16 protein-coding genes and 1 pseudogene are annotated in these 22027 nt (G+C 48.1%); 4 read left to right on the top strand and 13 right to left on the bottom strand.

Annotated elements, in window-relative coordinates:
* Nucleotides 1–17: 17 nt before the first annotated feature.
* The 10 genes from AC3WQ3_RS10310 to AC3WQ3_RS10355 form a co-directional block, all read right to left on the bottom strand.
* Nucleotides 18–1697, bottom strand: a complete 1680-nt coding sequence (locus tag AC3WQ3_RS10310; protein ID WP_492472193.1) for a methyl-accepting chemotaxis protein — start codon at nucleotides 1695–1697, stop codon at nucleotides 18–20.
* A 382-nt stretch (nucleotides 1698–2079) separates the two neighbouring features.
* Nucleotides 2080–4089 (bottom strand): CotH kinase family protein, encoded by a 2010-nt coding sequence (locus tag AC3WQ3_RS10315; protein WP_492472194.1) that lies wholly within the window; start codon nucleotides 4087–4089, stop codon nucleotides 2080–2082.
* A gap of 123 nt (nucleotides 4090–4212) precedes the next feature.
* Complete coding sequence (locus AC3WQ3_RS10320) at nucleotides 4213–4845, bottom strand: lipocalin-like domain-containing protein (protein WP_492472195.1); 633 nt, start codon at nucleotides 4843–4845, stop codon at nucleotides 4213–4215.
* Between the two features lie 168 nt (nucleotides 4846–5013).
* On the bottom strand, nucleotides 5014–6321 hold the full coding sequence (locus AC3WQ3_RS10325; RefSeq protein WP_492472196.1) for an RICIN domain-containing protein: 1308 nt from the start codon (nucleotides 6319–6321) through the stop codon (nucleotides 5014–5016).
* Nucleotides 6322–6759: 438 nt separating this feature from the next.
* Nucleotides 6760–7515 carry an amino acid ABC transporter ATP-binding protein gene (locus tag AC3WQ3_RS10330; protein WP_492472197.1) on the bottom strand — a complete coding sequence of 252 codons (756 nt, stop codon included), beginning with the start codon at nucleotides 7513–7515 and terminating at the stop codon, nucleotides 6760–6762.
* Nucleotides 7516–7548: 33 nt separating this feature from the next.
* Nucleotides 7549–8208, bottom strand: coding sequence for an amino acid ABC transporter permease (locus AC3WQ3_RS10335; RefSeq protein ID WP_095288749.1), 660 nt, complete (start codon nucleotides 8206–8208; stop codon nucleotides 7549–7551).
* 109 nt (nucleotides 8209–8317) lie between these two features.
* On the bottom strand, nucleotides 8318–9088 hold the full coding sequence (locus AC3WQ3_RS10340; protein ID WP_492472198.1) for an amino acid ABC transporter substrate-binding protein: 771 nt from the start codon (nucleotides 9086–9088) through the stop codon (nucleotides 8318–8320).
* A 132-nt stretch (nucleotides 9089–9220) separates the two neighbouring features.
* The gene (locus tag AC3WQ3_RS10345; RefSeq protein WP_336781294.1) at nucleotides 9221–9778 is read right to left on the bottom strand and encodes a DUF4825 domain-containing protein; all 558 of its coding nucleotides are present in this window, start codon (nucleotides 9776–9778) and stop codon (nucleotides 9221–9223) included.
* Nucleotides 9775–10467, bottom strand: a complete 693-nt coding sequence (locus tag AC3WQ3_RS10350) for a permease prefix domain 1-containing protein (RefSeq protein WP_492472199.1) — start codon at nucleotides 10465–10467, stop codon at nucleotides 9775–9777. The genes AC3WQ3_RS10345 and AC3WQ3_RS10350 overlap by 4 nt, the downstream gene beginning before the upstream one ends.
* The gene (locus AC3WQ3_RS10355; RefSeq protein WP_336781532.1) at nucleotides 10464–10823 is read right to left on the bottom strand and encodes a PadR family transcriptional regulator; all 360 of its coding nucleotides are present in this window, start codon (nucleotides 10821–10823) and stop codon (nucleotides 10464–10466) included. Before AC3WQ3_RS10355 ends, AC3WQ3_RS10350 begins: the two co-directional genes overlap by 4 nt.
* Before the next feature lie 173 nt (nucleotides 10824–10996).
* Between AC3WQ3_RS10355 and AC3WQ3_RS10360 the strand changes: the two genes are divergently transcribed.
* Nucleotides 10997–11512, top strand: coding sequence for a hypothetical protein (locus AC3WQ3_RS10360; protein WP_492472200.1), 516 nt, complete (start codon nucleotides 10997–10999; stop codon nucleotides 11510–11512).
* Between the two features lie 84 nt (nucleotides 11513–11596).
* On the opposite strand, the gene AC3WQ3_RS10365 is transcribed toward AC3WQ3_RS10360, so the two are convergent.
* Both AC3WQ3_RS10365 and AC3WQ3_RS10370 read right to left on the bottom strand, forming a co-directional pair.
* Nucleotides 11597–13102: an alpha-glucosidase/alpha-galactosidase gene (locus tag AC3WQ3_RS10365; RefSeq protein WP_492472201.1), complete on the bottom strand. Its 1506-nt coding sequence runs from the start codon at nucleotides 13100–13102 to the stop codon at nucleotides 11597–11599.
* 189 nt (nucleotides 13103–13291) lie between these two features.
* Nucleotides 13292–14302 carry a helix-turn-helix domain-containing protein gene (locus tag AC3WQ3_RS10370; protein WP_492472202.1) on the bottom strand — a complete coding sequence of 337 codons (1011 nt, stop codon included), beginning with the start codon at nucleotides 14300–14302 and terminating at the stop codon, nucleotides 13292–13294.
* A gap of 178 nt (nucleotides 14303–14480) precedes the next feature.
* Between AC3WQ3_RS10370 and AC3WQ3_RS10375 the strand changes: the two are divergent.
* A pseudogene (locus AC3WQ3_RS10375) lies at nucleotides 14481–15088 on the top strand (histidine phosphatase family protein).
* 177 nt (nucleotides 15089–15265) lie between these two features.
* Here the strand turns inward: AC3WQ3_RS10375 and AC3WQ3_RS10380 are convergent.
* Nucleotides 15266–17608, bottom strand: coding sequence for a rhamnogalacturonan lyase (locus AC3WQ3_RS10380; RefSeq protein WP_492472239.1), 2343 nt, complete (start codon nucleotides 17606–17608; stop codon nucleotides 15266–15268).
* Between the two features lie 574 nt (nucleotides 17609–18182).
* Here AC3WQ3_RS10380 and AC3WQ3_RS10385 point away from each other — a divergent pair.
* Both AC3WQ3_RS10385 and AC3WQ3_RS10390 read left to right on the top strand, forming a co-directional pair.
* Nucleotides 18183–18659: an RNA polymerase sigma factor gene (locus tag AC3WQ3_RS10385; RefSeq protein ID WP_336781300.1), complete on the top strand. Its 477-nt coding sequence runs from the start codon at nucleotides 18183–18185 to the stop codon at nucleotides 18657–18659.
* 222 nt (nucleotides 18660–18881) lie between these two features.
* Nucleotides 18882–21668, top strand: a complete 2787-nt coding sequence (locus tag AC3WQ3_RS10390) for a chitinase N-terminal domain-containing protein (RefSeq protein ID WP_492472240.1) — start codon at nucleotides 18882–18884, stop codon at nucleotides 21666–21668.
* The last annotated feature ends 359 nt before the right edge of the window (nucleotides 21669–22027 follow it).

Consider the following 22027-nt stretch of genomic DNA (forward strand, 5'->3'; position numbering starts at 1 on the left):
CACCATTGTAACAGATATTAGATCTTAAACGGGCTGAGCGATGCCTGAAGCTCCGAGGAAACATCGGACAGCACCGCTGCGGACGCCTTAATCTGTTCCACCGACTTGAGCTGTTCATGAACCGAAGCGGCAGCCTGCTGCGAATTGGCACTGGCCGTCTGCGCATGGCGTGCAATCTCGTGCACGGAAGCAACGATCTGTTCTACGCCGGCGGACATCTCCTCACTCGTCGCTGCCATGTCCTCAATTTCCGTTGCGATCCTTAAGTTTGTGTCCCGGATCAGGCTGAAGTTTTGTTCCGTTACACGGGTCAAGCGCATCCCTTCCTGCACCTCATCCTTCACTCGAGACATGGCTGTTAGTGACAGCAGCATGTCCTGCTCCATGGCTTTGACCAGTTCCTCAATGCGGCTCGAAGAGTCCCCGGCCTGTTCAGCCAATTTGCGAACCTCGGTAGATACAACGGCAAAGCCTCTGCCATGCTCCCCTGCTCTGGCAGCTTCAATGGATGCATTAAGAGCGAGAAGATTGGTTTGATTCGCAATCTCATGAATGGTGGTAACCATCTGGCTTATCTGGGCAGACTTCTCTTCCAGCGTACGAATGACTTCATCCGTTGTTGTAACGGATGATTCGATCGTCGACATTTGCTGAACCGTCAGCTGCACTGCTTCCCCTCCGGTTTCCGCTTGCTTCCGGGAGTACAGGGCAGATTCCGAGATGCTGGAGGCCTTGTCTGCCATCCGCTGCACTCCAATGGCCACCTCTTCCATGGCCTGCAGGTTCTCTTCGGTACTAATGGTCTGGCTCTCTGCCCCTCTCGCGACTTGTTCTACCGACGAAGCAATCTGTTCGGATTCTTGTGCTGTGCGTTCCGCAATGGTCAAGAGTATTCCGGTCGAATGCTTAGCTTTCTCCCCCGCTTGAAGACCGCCCTGAATAATCAGTTGCAGGCTGCTTCTCATCTCGTTGTATCCGGCACCCAGCATGCCAATCTCGTCCTGGACGTGATCGATGACCGGCTCAGTGAAGTCGCCCGTGCCTGCACGCTTGATGGCCATAGACACCCGTTCGATCCTTAATTTCACTCTGCGGACATACAGAATAATGGCTGTAATTGCTACCCCCATCGCGAGCAAAAATACGATCAGAAATGTCTTCAAAAATGAAGAAATAATGACATCAATCAGCGATTGAGATGCCCCTACATAGAGAATCCCGATGATTTCCCCGGTTGCATCCTTGATCGGTTGATATGCCGTCTGTACCTTCTGTCCAACGACAACGGCCTCACCGTAGAATTTCTCTCCCTGCTGCAACACAGCCTGGGCGACCTGTTCCGATACTTTCGTCCCGACAGCACGCTCTCCATCCATCATCACATTGGTGGCCACGCGCTCTTCCCCGCGAAAAATGGTAACGGTATCTCCCGATGCCTCCCCAATTTCATCCACAAGTTCGAAGTTGCCCTCCATTGCGGTTTCACCTTTGTAAAGCTCACCAGCCTTGATGGCCCAGTCGCCGGGATGTTTGTATGTAATAATTCGATCCGCCATCTCCAAATCCCGCTTCGCCTTTTCCGTTGCAAATGACGTAATTCCCTGTCTCATTTCCAGAATTACACTTACCGCCACGGCTGAGGAGAATACGATAAATATGCTGATAACGATCAAACTGATTTTGGTACCTATGCTCATGCTTCGCATGTGTTGAGCCACCCATTTCCCTTTGTAATTAGGTGATACCGAAGCGAATTTCGAATCGATTTCGATAATCACATATAGAGTTATCGGTAGGTACATTCACATTATTTATAAGTTTTCAGTGATATTTATCACAATTATTCAATGAAAAAACCAAAACATTTCCGTGTTTTCCGTAATCATGTGCGAATGTCCTTCCGGTTGGAAATTCTGATGTCATGAATAGATCAAATTAATATGTCTGGATTCATATATTCATACTCACTAGAAGAATACAAGGACGGTTTTAATATAGGGATTACTGAACATAACACATGGAAAAAAGGAACAAAAAAGAGACCCGATGTGCGCATCGAGTCCCTTTTTCCATTCTAGATTATTGGGATGTAAGACTTACTTGTGCTGCCGTTTGGTCCCAATCGACAGTTAGTCCCAATCCTTCAGAGATAAAGCGTACAGGCACCAGTGTACGGTTGTTTAGGACAATGGCTGGTGCATCGATATCAAGCGTCTCCCCATTAACCGTTGCCGTGCTGCTTCCAATCCGGAGTACAAGTGTCTGGTCGTTCAGAACAGCAGTTACCGTCTTCGCCGTTTTGTCCCAAGTCACTTCTGCACCCAGCGCTTCAAGAATGGCATTAACAGGTACCATTACCCGGCCACTCTGCTCCAGCGGATCCTGATCCGGGAACGAAATCGCTTGGCCATCCAAAGTAACGGAAATGGTTGGGTCTGTTGTTCCCGTTTCAGAAGAAGTTTCCGAGCCTGCATCTTCCGTAGTCTCAGGCAGCGGTGTCACTTCGCGTCCGAGCTGCTCTTGCAAGTTCGCAAGTCGGTTCAGGGCAAACGTCGTCAGCGATCCTGCTGCCATGGAGCCCATGCCTCTGCCACCGCCGAAGTTACCGCCGGGACGTGTCTGTGTATTTCCTGTCCCCCCTGCTGCATCTGTTGGTTCTGTTCCGCTGGTGCCATCCGGCTGCGAAGGTGATGTCGTTCCATCTGGAGGTGTCATTCCTTCAAAACCTTCCGGAGGTGTCATTCCCTCCATGCCCTCTGGCGGAGTCATGCCTTCGAATCCTTCCGGTGGTGTTCCACCCATACTGCCTGCTGCATCTGAGTTAGCAGAGTAAGCGATATTGGATTCGAACTGTTCGGTTGTGTAGAATTTGGTTGGATCTGCTTCTACATAAGGACGGATGACATCAGCAAGTTCTGTAATACGGCCCTGGATACCTTCCAGGTAATCCGTCAGCTCGTTGACGTAGCTCAAGTATTTTTCCTTATACTCCGGCACGGCAAGCAGGTTGTTAATCATCGGTACATTTTCCATGCTTATGCCAAGTACAGGCTCGTCCACGGATACGTTCGTTGCATTGGTGTTGGTCGTAGTTGATCCGGTTGTCGTTGTTCCACGTCCGCCTCCACCCGAATACCCATTGAAGGACATGTTGAAGTCCCACGGTACAACCGTGAACTTGCCATCGGCATCGCTGTAGAGCATGTAGTTATGCCCTTTGTCGCCGTTATAGCTGTCATAGTTGCCGAAGACCATGTTCCCCGCGATATACTGAAGTGCGGAATCAACGTCGAGTACGCTCTCGATATCGCCTTTTTCTCCTTCAGGCATGTCATTCAGCGTTTTGATAAAGTTTTTGAGTTTGGTTTTATTCTCGTCCGTACCCAAATCTTCAGTGAGTGTGCTATATTCGCTGCCCTCTTCATATTGAAGATAACTTCTCTCGTCAGTATCATAGAGAACACCGTCTTCGTAATCTTCACCGTAGTTCCGCTCCAGGTAGCTGTCATCCACCGCTTCAACACCCGTATAGAAACCAACCAATTCGCCGTTAACATACAGGTTGACGTAGTTCGTCATCGGTACATCCATACCAATACTGCGCAGCGCTTCATAGTGAAGAACTTCACGCATGTACGATGGATCCGCGTAGTTGTTGTTCAATACCATTTTATCGAGGCCAAGCAGGGTTTGCGTTTTATCGTATTTATCAAACTTCAGTCTGAAGCTGTAGCGGTCCGAATCTTCCATGGATGCCACGGACTTCAGTGTCAGATTGCCTTTGGTAGAAAAACCGACATTATCCAGCTTGTTGCCATCCACTTCCACACTGACCTTCTTATAATCCTTATCGAGCGGACTTTCAAGCATGCTCTCCCAATCCGCATCATCAATCGTAACGTTGATATCAATGACATTATCTGTCTGGAATAATGATTCGTATGCTTGCGTAACGTCTGTGCTGGTCGTTGTAGCCGCCGTATCCTCTGCCGCATACGCAGCGTTAGGGCTAACGATCAGGCCAAATGATGACGTTACCATTGTCACAGACAGTGCCGTTACTGCAAATTTTTGTAGTAAGTTATTCAAATGATACATCCTCCTTCTTGGTTTCTGTTAAGCACCTGAGGCTTATAGGAACCATGGTAGAGGACAAACCTTTAATGAATCTTAAATGTGTCCGATGTTATATCGTCTAATGGGGTGGTGATCCTATTTGGACCCCCAGATCGATTGATTGTTGGAACCGATCAACGAGAAGGTCATGACTTCATTATGACTGGTCGACTCATTTTTCTGTTTGAAGAATATGCCCTTGTAAGTCACCCCGTTAATCACCATCGTGCAGTAATACGTACCAGCGGTATTGGACCACGTACCGGTTACTGCACCGGTGATCGTACCATTGGAATTCAGCGTCACGCTTTGGGTAGGCAGCATGCCCACACCGCTGATGGAAGCATCCAATCCCATGTTGACGAACTGATACGTTCCCGTCATATCGCTTGCGCTATAACCTGTGGACGAGATACTGCTTCCCAAAAATTCGTATACGGCCGTCACCGGCCATTTGTCAGCGTTCAGGAATTGCTGATGTGCACGAACCTCATGATACTCGGTTCCATTATTAAACCGGGTGTGGTAGATCAGATACCTTGCACCATCCGTATCTAGAAAAGCGGAGTTATGCCCGCCTGATTTGTAACCGAGCGGTATGCCTGAGAAGGCATAGTTACCAAACAGCTTTATGCCACGAGTCGACTGATCGACTGAAGCAGAGGCATATACGGCCTGATTGCCCGCAGCGTCGGTATACGTTCCGTCAATTGTGTTAGAACGATACAAGCGGATATGGTAACCACCTTCATTAGCCAGTCCACCGTAGGTTACATAGAGGTAGTAATATCCTGCATCCTTGTCATAAACGATATAGGGAGCTTCTCCTGTTTTACCGTAACCTCCGGCTATGCGCTTGCCAAAATAACGGTCGGTATTGCCGTTATCCGATCCCGGTTAGATGGGCTGTCCGGTATCCGGATTAATTTGCAAAATATAAATTCCTCCTGACCATGACCCGTAGCTCATCCACAACTTTCCGGAACTGTCGTATGTCAAGGTAGGGTCGATGGCATTCGGAAACAGGGTGTTGTTAAAGCCGCCATTGCTCAAGAACCAGCCGCTCCGCGTGCCGGACAGACTGCCTTTGTCGATCAGCTCAGGAATGTTGGTATGCTGATACCATGTGTTTACGGTTTTGGTTCCAAGTGAGGACGTGGTCGTAATTGGATTGCTCCCATTTGTGAATCCAGAATAGATAATCGTATCGATGTATTCGTACGGCCCCTTCACGGATTTGGATACACCGAATCCGATAGCTGAGCGGATATAGGTGGAAGAAGTGGAGTAATACAGCATGTAGGCTCCCTTGGAACCGTCCGCCCATGTGTATGAAGCATTGTAAATTGGCGATGCCGGCGCCCATACCGCATGACCACCAGAGCTGTCTTGGTCATTATATCCAGCCCATGCATAAGAAACAGCCAAGGCGGATGTCAAGGCAGCTCCCGAGCTGCGGGAGGCATTACCGGTGCCGCCTGCCTTGACCAGCTCCCATTTCTGCATCTCTCCACCCCAGTAATTCCACTGCTGTATATTGGCTCCAACAGTCGTGCTGCCGCCCGCCACATCCAGTGCACTAGCATATCCGGATGCCTTGGTTAAGAAAGCAACGGAACCATCCGCATTTTGCTGAATCCGGAACAACTGCATCGTACCGCCCCAATAGGTCCACTGCTCAATGAGAGCTCCATCGGCAGCCGAACCGCTATTCACGTCGATGGCACTTTTATAGGCCGAGTTGGCTGTAAGGAGATAGTAATCCCCGTTGCCGTAATGCATAATTCTGAACTTCTGTGCGTCGGAACCATTATAGGACCACTGCCGAATGCCTGTCCCATCGGCAGATGAGCCATCGGTAACATCCAGGTAGAGGTTGCTGTTTTTATTTTTGATGTAATAATACCCTTCGAAGGTTGAGGGTGCATACAAGGTATTGTTGGCATACCCCTGCGTTCCCTCGTAAGACCAGTTTCGGAGATCCGTGCTGCTGGCTTGAGCCAGATGAGATCCGTAAATGTAGTATTTGTTTGTGGACGAATCATAATAAATGGAAGGGTCATGTACAGACACCCGGGTTGTATTCGAGGTTGTTGATGAACTTGCTGCCCCCAGTGCATTTCCACTGCCCATGCTGACAGCCAATAGCACAAATACGAGCATCATCGTGCTAAGCTTGTTCCATAACTTGTATACACGTTGCATGATTGGATTGATCTCCCTTCATAGTAGGCTGCTTATATTGCGAGTTAACAATATGTTTCTCTGCATACTCAATAAGTAAAGCGCTTTCATATTTATGATGAAAAATAATTTCTCTCTCTTTGCAATCCATTTTTAAGTGGAACATACTTTTGTTACTTTATGAATGGATATATTAACCTCCCCTCATAATGATAAGCTGTATAGCAACTCCGGATTCGAACACTATACTCCACCTCATAATAAATGCATTTCCTTGTCGAAGTAAGGGGATTCATGTCGTTATGGAAAATAAATATATATATTAATAAATTTGTAATTATGCAATCTTGTTATACCCTCTCCCCCTGGCGGGAGTGGTTGTTCGACGGGTACATTTCATAAAATGAACTTAAAAAAAGTGGTGCTCCATGTTTACTGGAGCACCACTTTTAATTCGATTTAAGAATCTATTTCCACCCGCTGAAGAAAGGTGCGGGTGCGATTCAGCTTGGGGTTGCCGAAGATTTGCTCCGGCGGGCCTTCTTCAGCAATTTCGCCATTGTCCATGAAGAAAACCCGGTCCGCAACATCGCGAGCGAAGCTCATCTCATGGGTAACGATCATCATCGTCATATTCTCCTGTGCGAGGTCTTTAATGACTCGCAGCACTTCTCCAGTCAACTCGGGATCGAGTGCTGACGTCGGCTCATCAAACAGCAGAATGTCCGGCTGCATCATCAATGCACGAGCAATCGCTACGCGCTGTTTCTGTCCACCGGACAGATTGGCCGGGTAGGCGTCCGCCTTATCGGACAGTCCTACTTTACCGAGCAGTTCCAGGCTTCGCTGGCGGATAATTGCATTACCTTCCTTTTTCAACGTCTTCGGTGCCAGTTCCAGATTGGCTTGTACAGTCAGATGCGGGAACAGATTAAAGTGCTGAAATACCATCCCCATCCGATCCGTGATTTTGCGGATCTCGGCAGTCCCCGCATAACGGCCGTTATCAACCAGTGTCTGATCCTGAATACGAATCGTTCCACCAGAGATATCCTCCAGATGAATCAGGCTGCGCAGCATCGTACTCTTGCCCGAGCCCGAAGGGCCAATCACGGCAATGACTTCACCCGGTGTCACATTGAAGGTTACCTGCTTCAGTACATCAAGTGTGCCGAATGATTTTCTTAACTGATTCACTTCTATAATATGTGTCATATGCAGACAGTCCTTTAATTAATCAGATTTAATTTATTCAAATGAAAACCGCTTCTCCAGCGCTTTAAACAGCAGTGTGAGCACCAATGTCATCAGCAGATACATGATCGCTGCAACGAAAAATGGGATGAGCTGCAGATCCCGGTTGACCGCGGCTTGGGCGTAATACAGCAATTCAGGAACCGCAACCGCATAGAGCAGAGCCGTATCCTTAATCAGCGTAATGGACTCATTCGCCGTTGCAGGCAGTACCACCCGAATCATCTGTGGAATGATGACTTTGGTCATCGTCTGCCACTTGGTTAAACCGAGAACCTGTGCAGCTTCATGCTGCCCTTTGTCGATGGAGAGCAACCCGCCTCTGAAAATTTCGGCAAAGTACGCCGCATAGTTCAGAATAAATGCAATTGCCGCAGCAACAAAACGATCAAACACCAGGTAATCGCCAATGACAGGAAGCAGCGGAAGACCGAAGCAGAAGAATAATACCTGCAGAAGCAGTGGTGTTCCCCGCATGACATAGACGTACGTATGTGCAATCCATGCCAGTGGTTTAATTTGGCTTCTCATCGCCAGGGTGACCACGAATCCAAGCGGTATGGACAGCACGATGGCGAGCAAGAACATAAAGATCGTTGTCTGGGCTCCCTCAAGCATAGGCTTCAAAATAGTAGATATATAATCCCAACTCATGATTTTTTGTCTCCTCTAATCTGTTAACCCCGCACTCCAATGGAGTCGATGCTCCAAGAGGAATACGGGGTCATATTGGTTTCTGATCGTATGTCAGGCGCTAACCTGTCTATTTCAACACCTTGTCTTCACCCAACCACTTGGTTGAGATCTCGGCAGCCGTTCCGTCTGCATTCAGTTCATCCAGTGCTTTTTGCAGCTGATTGAGCAGTTCCTCGTTGCCTTTTTTGATACCAATACCATATTGCTCCGGTGCAAGGGATTCATCCAGCAATTTGAACGTACCCTCTTCCTTCGACATGTAGTATCTTGCCACCACTTCATCAATGATAACGGCATCCAGACGTTTCGTCTTCAGATCCGTCAGTGCAAGAACGTTATCCTTGAATTCGGAAGCCTTCACTTTGTCCTTCAGGGGACTGGCTGCGAGTGCATCTGCTGCTGAAGACAGAGCCTGCAATCCCACATTTTTGCCATCCAGCTCATCCAGCTTCGTAATTGGGGAATCGGCCAGTGTAATCGCAACCTGACTGTTTTCCAAATACGGCTTCGTGAACAGCACTTTCTCCTTGCGCTCGTCCGTAATCGTGTACCCGTTCCAAATCATGTCAATACGACCGCTGTTCAACTCTGATTCTTTGGAAGACCAGTCGATCGGCTGAAAGGTAACTTCTTTACCCATTTTCTCCGCTGCAGCTCTGGCATAATCAATATCGAAGCCGACAATTTCATTTTGTTCATCCCGGAATCCCATTGGAGCGAACTTGTCATCAATCCCCACAATAATGGAGTTGTCTTCCTTGCTTCCCGAGCTGGAACAACCTGCTACAACGATCATGCATATGCTGATGAATAATAGGAATATCGCTTTTTTTCTCATCTCTAGAACCCCTCCATGTCTGTAACCAAAACCCAAACGCTTTAGTTCGTTACCACGTTATCAGAGCCTTATAATAACATAGCATGGGAGAAGAGTCGAGTGTCTTGCCTATTTCCTACGATTTCATGCAGCTCAATTGTCAACAATTTGTGAAAATGCCTCTTGGACGTTTGCTGGTTTCTCCAGCTTCGAACGTACCACGGAATCCCATTGGACAGGGTCCTGAAGTGTATTTAATTCCGCGCCTGCCCATTGTTGAGCTGCTTCACGGCTTAATGCAAGGCTGGTATCCTCGAACTGATATACAACCTGCTCCAGATTATCAATTAGCACAAAATTGGCAGTCGCATTATATACGAGTATTTGCTCAAGATCTTCCGTGTCCATCTCACTCGTATTCAGGCTATAGTTGACTTGAGCCGTGAATGTTTCCGGGTACAGTTGGTACCCGTTCAATTGATCATGTAAAGGCAATGCCTGATTCAAATGACTGAGATTGGAGAAATCCCCCATGTATGGACTGTGAAATTTCTTCAATGCGGCAAAGTCATGAGTCATTGGATGCTGCTGCTCCGCTTCGTACCCCGCTTGTTCGGCTTCCAATTTCGGATTAACCACACCTTCTACAATAATGAAGCCAATGATACCAATTGCAACGAGAGATATAATCCATTTATTCTTTATCGTCATACCACATCACCCACCTCATACTTGCTAACGATCCGATATGCTCTGTGCACGACTAGAGGAATAATAATACTTAATAAGGGAATGGCGAATGCAATTGCAATTACGGCAAACTGGTACGGTCCTTCTACATGAATCGGTCTGCTATACCATAGGTTACTGCCAAAGCGTACTGCAGCCTGTGTGCCCCATAACACCAAGATGAAGCCAGCCCATATCCACCACAATCCTCTTGCCCACTGCAATAAGAGTGGCGTGCGAATAACCGTGGTGTCTTCCCTGTTTTGATGATTGTTTTTGTTCTTCAACATGTAAAATACATACGTTCCACCAACAAATAGGCTGAGGATCATGAGCAAGTTGTTTAATACATTCCCTTCCACAAGTACTCTCATTGGAATCGTAATAATCCAGGCGATCAGACTGTAGATCAAAGCCGACTGTAAAACAGCCGTCCAATAAGGAACCCGCTGCACCCGGTGGTTACCGGTAAAGATATCATCTAAGCCGGCTACATGTTGAATTGCGTTCTGAAACGCCTGGTCCTCATTCATTCCCTGTTCCACATAATCTTCAATTCTAGCCGTAAGATTACTCTGAATCTCTTCTTTTAATTCGCGATTGGCCTGGGTGTCCTGTGCTTGTTCAAAAAGACGATTCACATGGCGCGTAATACGAGCTTCCATTGTCATATTCCTTCATCTCCTTCTTGAGCGGAAATAATCATGCAGTCGATAAGCGATTTGGCTGCTTGCCAAGCTTGGACCTGCTGCTTATAAACTTCACGTCCATCCAGGGTAATCCGATAATATTTACGCCGTCCTCCCTGTGTCTCTCCCCCCCAATAGGATTCAACATAACCACCCTTTTCTAGACGTTTCAGACTGGAATACAGCGTAGGTTCCTTGAGTTCAAACCGCTCTCCACTCTTCCGATAGATCTCCTTGATAATGCTGTATCCATAGTTATCCTCCGGTATAAGTACACTTAGAATAATGGGATCAATGTTACCCCGAATTAAATCACTGTTAATGACTTGCTCATCCATCTGCCCCACTCACCGACTTTCTTCTTTCCTTTGTATACTATAAGACATATTACTATGTGTGTAAAGGTAATATGTGTTGTGATGTAAACACTCATTCTTCTGAGCAACATTCCTCCCCTGCTTTTCGTCTGGAATATATTGGGGAGGTGTTTGAGATTAACTTCATACATTCAGTGAGAGTTTGGACTACCCTTATGCTGCTTGGATCTGTGTTCCTATTGTCCAGATGCAATACCAACCACTACAACATGAACAACGTGGAAAATCCTCCTTCAGGAACGAGCCAGCACAATAACTTGCCAACGGAACTTCTTAAACCCATCATCCAATCTGTGAGCGGCAGCCCCATCCCGACCGTACAGGGGAGTTATTGCTGGGAGGGCTTGTGTGTCGACTACGCAGGAATCTTGGAGCTGCTGGAAGGAATAACACCTGTTACTCTACTTGTGGGAGAGGATGCATCCATTGATATGGGGACTGACGTTGCCCCGGATGAATTTAATCTAGTCGAATATGTGGATGGAAAAGCTCATAGCGTCTCATTGACAGCGGGATCATTCCAGCTGGCACAGGAAACCGGCATTCACTATTATGGAGCGTTTGCCCGCTGGTCCTCTCCCACAGATTCGAATGTTTCCTTGGGGGATACTTCATTTGCTTTTGCCGTTCATCTCGTGGAGAAAAAATAAAAAAACAAGGCCCCTCCAACACATTGGAGTGGGCCTTGTCATGGTTAACGTTCACCTTATCTTCTGATCAGATGAATCTTACGATTATTGCTGCACTTTCTCGCGGTCTTTCCCCTTATCGGACTCACCCGCATTTTTGTTCGCTGCATCACGATCCTGCTGCATCTCTTCAATCGTTTTTACCTTGAGACGTGCTGCCCCTTCATATTGCTTCGTAGGAATAAGATTACCGGCAGCAAGTCTGGCTTCTGCGGCTGCAATGGCTTCACCATATTGCGGCAGCCACTGCGCCTGAGCAACCAGCATTTCGTCAACCATTTGCCAAATTTCTTTTGGATTACATACGGCACCAACAAGCGGATCCATCATGAATGCTTGACGAAGCAGCTTGTCGTCTCCGTGTACAGCTGCTTCAACCGCAAGCCTTTGGACCGAAATGCTTACATTACATACCGCAGCCGGACCCAGTGGCAGATCACCGACATGCGGCATCGAGATCCCGTTTCGATCCACATATCCTGGTGCTTCAATAATTGCATCATTCGGCAGGTTGGAGATCACGCCGTTATTCACTGTATTAAAGTGTCCGCGATATACACGTCCCGTTTCCAGACTTTCTATAATGTACGAACCATGTTCTCCGCCACGTTTTTCCGGAACAAATTGCATCGGTTCATCCTTCATCCAATTGGGAAAATCAGTCTCGAACCAATTTCTGCCCTCTGTACACACGCGTAAATACCCGCCCGTCTCTCCATTAATCCAGTTGCCCAGATCAATCCAGTCCTGAATCTCTTCTGGACGTTTGCGGTACCATGGCACATATTCGCTCAGGTGTCCGTTCGATTCCGTGCTGTAGTAGCCGAAGCGGCGCAGCATATCGATCCGGACTTTCTCGGTACGGCTGTACTCCGGATGTTTCTCAAAAGCTTCAAGCAAATCACCTGTAAGGTCTTTGCCTTCGTGAGAAGCCTTGATGTACCAGGTCTGATGGTTGATACCTGCGCACACAATATCCACTTCATTCATCTTCAATCCGAATGCTTCCGCAATCTGATGGTGTCCATGCTGCACACCGTGACACAATCCGATGGTACGTACGCCGCCATATTTATTGCAAGCCCACGTTAGCATGGCCATCGGATTGGAGTAATTCAGGAGCAGCACGTCCGGTGCACTCTGCTCACGAATATCTTTGCAGATGTCCAGCATTTCGGCAATTCCGCGCTGCCCATACATAATGCCTCCAGCACACAACGTATCGCCGACACATTGATCCACCCCATATTTGAGTGGAATGTCCACATCGGTTGCGAAAGCCTCCAGCCCTCCAACACGAATTGTACACAGTACATACTTCGCGTCCTTAAGCGCCTCTTTTCGATCCGTGGTAGGCTGAATCTGAATATTTAGTCCATTCTCGCGAATATCCCGCTGGCATAGCTCTGTCACCATGTCCAGATTGTGCTGATTAATATCGCAGAACGCAATCTCTATGTTGTTAAACTCCGGTACCGTCAACAAATCCCGCAGCAAACCCCTTGTAAAACCGATACTTCCTGCCCCGATAAATGCCACTTTAAACGACATTCGCATGTCCTCCCGTAATCCGAAATGATTCGTTTCGGTTAATGACCTCACTTCATGAGATCATTGTATCAACGGAAAATGAGGAAGCGTTATCAAAATCATGACCTGTTCCAGATTAGGTTGTCAAAAATCCTAACTTCTATTATCAAATGAAATACATTTCACTTGGCTAAAAATAGCATACTCCTCTCATTCCTCTGGTGGATACTGGCTGACATGTCTCTCCATCATGGATCGATATTCAACCGGAGTCCGGCTTGTATATTTTTTGAATAACATGTGGAAGTACTGACGACTGCCCACGCCCACATACTCCGAAATTTCCGAGATCGGAATATTGGTCTGCTGCAGCAGCATCTTGGCCTTCTCCATTCGAAGCATGGTAAGATAATCCGTTGGGGTCCGCCGGGTGTGCTGACGAAAGATGCGATGCAGATAGCCGGGATGCAGATTGACCGCTGCCGCGATATCCTTCATCTGAATGCTGCAATCCATATTATGATGCATGAACTCAATGGTTCGTTTAACATATAGCTCCGACTGATCCGGTGCACTCCGGCTCATCTCCCCACGCAGCCGCGCAACCCGGACCAGCAGCTGGATAAACAGTGTACGCACCAGCGTACCCTGTTCCGGTGACTTGAGATTCCTGGCTTCGCGATGGTGTAATCGTTCATCAGAAGGAATGATTCGCATCGGGATCGCAGACCCGCTGTGATTCATAAGACCGCGTTGATCCAGCTCCAGTACGAGGCTTTTCATAATGTGATATACCTCTTCCGGATCAGGCAGTACCATGTAAGGGGAAGCGTACGTTAAGAAGGTACCGACTTCCTCCTCTTCCTGAGCGAGCTGCCGAATAGAGGGTTGTCCAGGCGCCGAGCCGGCAAAGCCAAACTCCACATTTAACATTCGGCAAGGAACACCATCCTCGACAAGCAAACGGTGCGGAACACCTGCATCCAGCAGAATGAACTGCCCCTTTTTCAACACAGCCTGCTCCGAATCCCCACCCGGCATCTGCACATCCACCCTGCACATCCCCGAAATGATATACATGATTTCAGTCGAATCATGATGATGGTAGGCCATACTGTAATTGTCCCATTGCTTATAATAGTACGCGTAGAAGCGCGGCCCGTAATCCTCCGTTAGCAGTTCCTCCTGAAACAGGCTTCCCGTAAAACGTTTCGTGCTCATGTCCATACCTCCATTGATGCAGCGATCCTCACTTTTCTCCATTGTAGCAATTCTGCTAAGTGGTTTTAAACTCCATTGCTACAAATAGATTGCTTATTTTTATTAGGTGATTATATAATTAGCTAAACATCTAATTCGTTCCGTACCTATTTTCCATGCTATAAGGAGGTCGAGTATGATGAGTACCATCTTCCATCTCGTGAGACACGGTTTAAAAGAAAGGCGCATCGGTGATGTCTCCCTTACTCCTGAAGGGACCCTACAAGCGGAGTCAACAGCAAGGCATTTGGCCCAGGCTGCTTTCCCCATCACCAAAATCGTTACCAGCCCCTTCGAAGAGCAAAAGAAACTGCCGAAAGGATTGCCTTGTACACTCGTTGTCCTGTAGCCGAAGATTCCCGCTTACGAGAGCGTGCCAATTGGGGGGATTGCCCTCATCAGACCTTTGAGCAATTTATCGCGATGTGGGATCAATGCACGTCTGATCCGGATTACATCCCGCCTGTGGGCGATTCGACCAAAAAAGCGGGTCAGCGTCTGGGCTCCCTACTGGCCGAATTGCACAATGAAGAGCCCGCAAACCGTAACATCATCGTGGTCACACATGGCGGACTTATTACTGATTTCCTAGTTCAGACGTTCAACGAGCGGGAGCTTGACGTCTGGCATCCTGATTTTAAATCCATACAAAACCGTCTTATTCCCGAATGTTCCATAACAAAGCTAATTTATGATAAAGGAAACCGCACAATTGAAGCATTCGCGTCCATAGAACATTTGACATGAAGATAAGGATATAGCTCTGATATAGTGCCCTCGATTGGATGAGTTTTTGATCCAGTTCTCATTTTTCTTCCGTTCCTACGTGAAAAAGCTCTGGAACCCCTCATGTGCCGAGACACACCGGGATATTCCAGAGCTTGGTTCTATATTAGAAACCTTTTTTCATCATCCTAAGCCTATTCATTTTCCACCCTTACCTGATTGGGGAGTGGAGAACTTTGGCAGTGTTACCTTCGACCAGTCGATATCCGATGCCATGTAGAAGGACGGATAGGAAGGTTGGTTATAGCCACTGTTCTGTCCGGCAATACCCACGCGGTACATGGCGTCATGCATCAGCGTGTACAGCTTCCGGTCCGTCTTCTCCGTACTCAGATAGATGCGGATCGCCGAGCTATCCGCGGTTCTCACCAGCATCTCTTCCCGCCAATCCCCGAAGATATCTGCCACCAGAGAAGGCGTGCCTTTAGTGTGATTGTTGGTTAATGTACCTGTGGCCGTCAGCAGCGTGCCGCGATTCCAATCCTTGATGGTTGGAGTAACATCAATCGCGCCGTCTACAATCTGAGTGGTCATATCTGCTGCCCAGCGAATATTCATATTCGTGCCAGGCGCCTTATCACTTATTTTCTCACCGCTGGCTGTCCACAATCCTACGGCCCATGTCTCCAAGCCCCGGCGAGTAGGATCTACATCCCCGACCATCCCACGCCCGGTATCTTTCCCTGTATAGCCGCCATAGATGACTTCTCCCGTTTTGGCATCCCGCAAGGAATAGCCATATGGAGCCCACGGACCGCCTTCATGTACCATGAAAATTTCAAGTCCCGGACGGTCCGGATCAATATCTGCCACATGCAGTGCATCCCCATGACCCAGGCGGGCAATCGTTCCCGGTGCAGCACTTTCGGCAGGCATCAGGTCCGTTGAGCTGTACAGCACACTGCCATCATGATCAATCGTGGCCGAACCATAAATAATTTCCTGCTTACCATCTCCATCGACATCAGCCACACTGAAATAATGAGCGCCTTGAGTCGTAATGGAGCCGTACTCCGGATCTGTGCCATCTACACCATGTGGTCCGTCGTTGAACGGATTTTTCATCGGTGTCCAGCCACTGTCCACTTTCCATTCGCGTTTGAGCTTTTTGCCGTCCCAGTTATAAGCAACCATCGTCGAGCGTGTATAGTACCCGCGTGCAAAGACAGCCGATGGCCTCTTGCCATCCAGATACGCCACGCCTGCCAGGAAACGATCCACCCGGTTACCCGGCTCGATCCGTGCCATGGCATAATCGCCCCACATCAGACCATCATCATGGCGCTCCGGCTCGTAAGGAATGGTCTCGAGCTCTTTGCCAGATTCCCCTTCAAACACGGTCACATACTCAGGTCCATCTACGATAAAACCTTCAAATTTGCGCAGCTCGTTCTTGTCACTGCGGCTTGGCGCATAGACATCAATGAAGTAATCAGCCAGACTCTCGGCATCCTGCTGGGACAACGGATAGGCATACTTCTTCTCTATGCCAAAAGCCTCCTCCAGCGTAGCAGGCCAGTTCCCCTTCACAACTTCCTCGTGTTTGTGCCAGTTTTTGAACATGTCGACCACATGATCATAATAACCGTCAGCACTTAAACGATAGTCATCTTCGTTGGAGTACCCTGCTTTGCGGTCTTCTTTTGGCAGGGTTATATACTTCTCAGATGTCACTTTTCCTTTTTTGTTATATTTGATAATCTTGGTTCCCGGAGCGGTCTTGAACATCAATTCTGCCTTGCCATCTCCGTCAAAATCATAAACCAGCATCTGTGTATAGTGAGCACCCGCACGGATGTTGACCCCGAGATCAATCCGGTACAACAACTGGCCGTCCAAGGTGTAGCAATCGACGTACGTTTTACCGGTGTAGCCTTTTTGAGATACATCCTTGGCGTTGGAAGGGTCCCATTTGACGAAAAACTCATATTGGCCGTCTCCGTCCACATCACCTACGCTCATGTCATTCGCGGAGTACGTATAGGCTTCGCCAGCAGGTGTAACCCCATCAGCGGGTTTTTGCAGAGGAATATCCATATAGCCATTCGCCCAAGGCTTGACGGAGCTGCTGCGCTTGCTTTCCTTTCCCTTGCTGTTAACAGCGGCCACTTCATAACGAGAAGACGATTTTCCTGTGGGATCAATATAGTTCGTACTGTCCGTGATAGTGGCAATCTTCTTGCCATCGCGGTATACGTTGAAGTTCGTGCCTGTCAGCCCTTTGTCGCTGTACCCCGTTGCCTCATCCCCAAGTAACCTCCAGCTTAGAAAAACACCTTCGGACGTGGATGCGGCTACTAACCCCCGATCCAAATATTCGAGCTGAATATCTTTCAATGAACCGCCCCCCTTGTGTGATTGAAGGCTAGCCTCTGCTGCACTGCTGCCATTGGAAGCCGCTGCGCCGCTTGTCCCCGCGGTTCCCGCAATAAGCAAGGCTACGCTGAGTGCCGAGGATAACACCTTGGCCGCAAGCGGCATACGCACCTTTCGGCGATTAGTCTGTACACGGGGAAACTCTTCCTTATGTACCTTTACTGTTGTTTTGGAATTCATCAACCTTCACTCTCCTTGAGACAGAATAGGTGATGCTTATCTTTTTTTTGAACAGGCCGCCATCTCATAATGATTACGCTTACATAATTAGCGTCGATCCACCACTTAACGGATTTTCAGAGTACTGTCCTCCTTCCATTCCTCATTGAATTCGGAGCAAGCATTCCCTCCCAACGGGTACTATTATAGACATCCTTTCCGCTGCGACATAGGCAAATATCCGTTCAAAACGATCAATATTCAGTGTTTTATTGAGACTCATTTCAAAAAAGTCCAGAATCGACTTCGTCTCCTCCACTACCTTTCACATGTCCATCGAAGTCTCATTTAAGATTGGTAGCCTCAATCTTGATACGGGTAGTAAAAGCCGCTAGGCTCCGATTGTTACAACTTAGATACAAGTTTGGCGAATTTGGAAACATCATCTCGCTATACTGACATTCGAATAGCACCAACCGGAACGGATATGCAGACGGTAATCAAAGGAGACCCCCATCACATGAACAGCGCAACAATTAACAACGCATATGTTAACTACAAATCGGATATCACACGGTATTTATCCCATATCGTCAAGCAGCCTCAAGATGCGGAAGATCTGACGCAGGAATGCTTCATTCGGCTCATGAACGTTCACGCAGACATCCCTGAAGATCGACTGCTCTACTATCTCAAAAAGATTGCATACAACCTCGCTCTGGACACCTTCCGCAAACGAACGCGAACCATGAAGCGGGATAGCAGGCTTGACGTGCCAACGTACCACTATGACATATCCGAACTCGAGATCACCGAGAGTGTCAACGACCTCTTCTCTGTCGTCAGTAATCCGGAACATCGCAAAATCCTGGAGCTGCGCGTCATTCATGGATACAGCATCAGGGAAACCGCTCAGCTCGTTAACCGCAGCGAAGGCATGATCAAGTCTTCGGTATTCCATGCTGTAAATCGCATACGTGCCAAAGTCATCTCCTAAGAGATGGCTTTTTCAGAATATGCAAGAGCAACAATATACAGAGGATGTAAGCTTTTATCGAATATTCACTTTTTGACGTATGACTAATGGCTCAATTTTACAAAACTCGAGGTATTTTTTACAAATTGTTATGACTATGTGAGATTTTGGTGTGATAAAATATGGACGAACTTATGAATCAACTAATATTTGGGAGGGATTTGGTTGGGTAAATTGACTAGCATGCGCGGAGTATGGTTGAAATCACTCCTTGCATTGTCCATGGCTTTACCGCTTCAGGTCGGATTATGGCATGGGAATGCTGCTGTTCACGCAGAAGGACCGACCGATCCGGCACCGTTCATCCAGGCAAAAGTGGTGAATGAAAATGCCGGCAAAAAGGTATTGTTCGACAATACGCATGCACAGACGGCTGGTGCGGCAGACTGGGTTATCGATGGCGGCTTCTCGGACTTCGGTAATGCACTTGCAAATGACGGGTATTATGTAAAAGAACTGCGCAAGACCACCCCTTTTACCTACGACGATCTCAAAGAGTATAACGTATTTGTTATCGCTGAACCTAACGTTCCATTCAAAACGTCAGAGCAGGCAGCGATGAAAGAATATGTGGAAAATGGCGGCAGCATCTTCTTCATAGGAGATCACTACAATGCCGACCGTAACAAAAACCGTTGGGACGGTTCGGAAGCGTTCAACGGCTATCGCCGCGGTGCATTTGAAGATCCGGCCAAGGGCATGAGCACTGATGAGCGTAACTCTGAAGCCATGCAAAATGTAGCCAGTACAGACTGGTTGTCCGATAATTTTGGCGTACGATTCCGCTATAACGCACTTGGCGATATCGACGCAAACATCATTGTCCCGGCAGATCAAGCCTTCGGGATCACGGAAGGAGTATCGGCTGTAGCCATGCATGCCGGTTCTACTCTCGCTATTACTGATCCGGAAAAAGCAAAAGGTATCGTCTACCTGCCAAAAACCAATGCAAAATGGAATAACGCGGTGGATCAAGGCGTTTACAACGGCGGCGGGATCGAAGAAGGTCCATACGTAGCCGTATCCAAGCTGGGTGCAGGTAAAGCAGCCTTCATCGGAGACTCCTCCCCAGTAGAAGATGCATCACCTAAATATTTGCGTGAAGAAACGGGCGCGCGCAAAACAACCTATGATGGTTTCAAAGAAGCTGACGATGCTGCGCTGCTCGTTAACACAGTGAACTGGCTCGCTACGCAAGAAAACTATACCGATTTTACCCAGGTAAACGGATTGGAACTGGATAATCCAACTGCATTGCTGGCATTCGAAGAACCAGCAGCTTCCACCGAGCCACAGGCTGAACCTTGGGCTGCACCAGCTGCAGGTTACAAATGGTATGACAGCTCCACCTTCAAACCAGGTTCCTATGGCGGACCTGCTTCCAGCGCTAATGCCTCCTACAGCTTCGTGAAACAGGATACACTGCCTAACGCAGAGGACTTCCAGATTCGCGTTGTCGTGGAAAACATGCCTGCCAACACAACGGTATCCGGATACAGTGCAGGAATTTATCTGACTGGCGGAACTCAAGTAGCGATGATTCAGAATGAGAGCGGCACTTGGCCGACTTCCTATGGCTACAGCTCCACATTCAGCGTAACTTCCGACAGCAAAGGCCGGGCAATCAAGGATCTGAACGTTCGCATCAAGCCAGGAACATCCGGTGCCGCGAACTTGCGTCTTCGCCTGAACGGCAGCAACCTGATCACCAATGCCGTGACCATCGGCAACGTTCCAGCCGAGCAGCTTCCTGAAGAGGAAGGCCCGATTCCTGCAGCCATTACCATTGCTGAAGCACGTGCCAAAACAGCTGGAACAACCGTAACTGTTGAAGGCATTGTAACTACCGAACCAGGCGCATTTGGCGGACAATCCTTCTACTTGCAGGATGAAACGGGTGGACTGTATGTCTTCCAGAGCACAAGTGGTTTCCATGCCGGAGACAAGGTTAAGGTTACTGCAGCTACGGCGCTGTATAACTCCGAATTCGAACTGACTGATATTGTTGCCATCGAGAAAACAGGAACAGCTGATATCCCTGCTCCTGTTGAAGCATCGACAGTAACGGATAACAATCAGGGACAATTGATCCAACTGAAAGACGTAACGGTTGAAAACATGGTCAGCGCAACACCTGTTGGATCGTTTGAATTCGACGCAGTTGCAGCCGACGGGACAAGCACTCATGTACGTGTCGATACACGCACAGGGGTAACTGAATCGAGCTTCCCTTACGCAGCAGGCGACAAAATCAATGTTACCGGTGTAGCTGCCATCTTCAAGGATGTATATCAATTGAAACCGAGAAACCTGAATGATTTTGCTGCTGCCGAGGAAGAAGGCGGCGGTGAAGAGCCTTCGATTCCTTCGGCGGGTGTACCGGGTAAACCCGTGCTTTCCTCCAATAATGGCCATACCAATGGTCTTCTTGAAGGATCCTATACTGTTAGCATGAACCTCTGGTGGGGTGAAAACGCAACAAGCTACAAATTGTACGAAGACGGTGTGTTGATCGATTCGCAAACGCTGACCAGTGCTTCTCCGCAAGCACAATCGGCCAAAACGACAATTACAGGCAAAGCCAACGGTACCTATACGTATGTGGCTGAGTTGACGAACTCCAGCGGTTCCACTCGCAGTGAAGTGCTGATGGTTCAAGTTGCCAATGCTGCTCCAGGCAAAGCAGTCCTCTCCCAGGACAACTGGGATGGAGATGGCAGCTACAAAGTAACGATGAACCTCTGGTGGGGTACAAATGCAACCGAGTATCGCCTCTATGAGAATGATGTATTGATTGATACTCAAGCCTTGAAAGCTGCAACACCATCTGCTCAAAGTGCGGCAACAGACCTGTCCGGTCGTGCCAACGGAACGTACACGTACCGTGCTGAGCTGGTGAATGCAGCCGGTGTGACAAGCACCGAAACGATTACGGTTCAAGTTACCAAAGCACTGCCTTTGGCTAGCTAAGAGATTACAAAAAAACCGAAACCAACCGCTGCCTCAATGCCGGGCAACATGGTTTCGGTTTTTTTGATGAGCCAAGTTGGACTTTGGAAAGTAAATTAGACTCCGGCGAAACATAAGACTTTAATCCAAAGTAAATACGCCCGCTACCCTAGTGCACCAAGAACATAAACGTATGCATTAAACAGTTATGCACCTATGATACTCTGACAGTTACGGTAAGTATGTACACATGACGCTTTAATACTTTTGACGCTTACGTACTTAGATACTTATGAGACTAATGATACTGCGCACCCGCAAATTACTTTACTCTCTCGACGCTAATGAACCTGACAGACCTTATTCGGCCCTTTTTGCCT

Source organism: Paenibacillus sp. FW104-T2 (assembly GCF_058789975.1).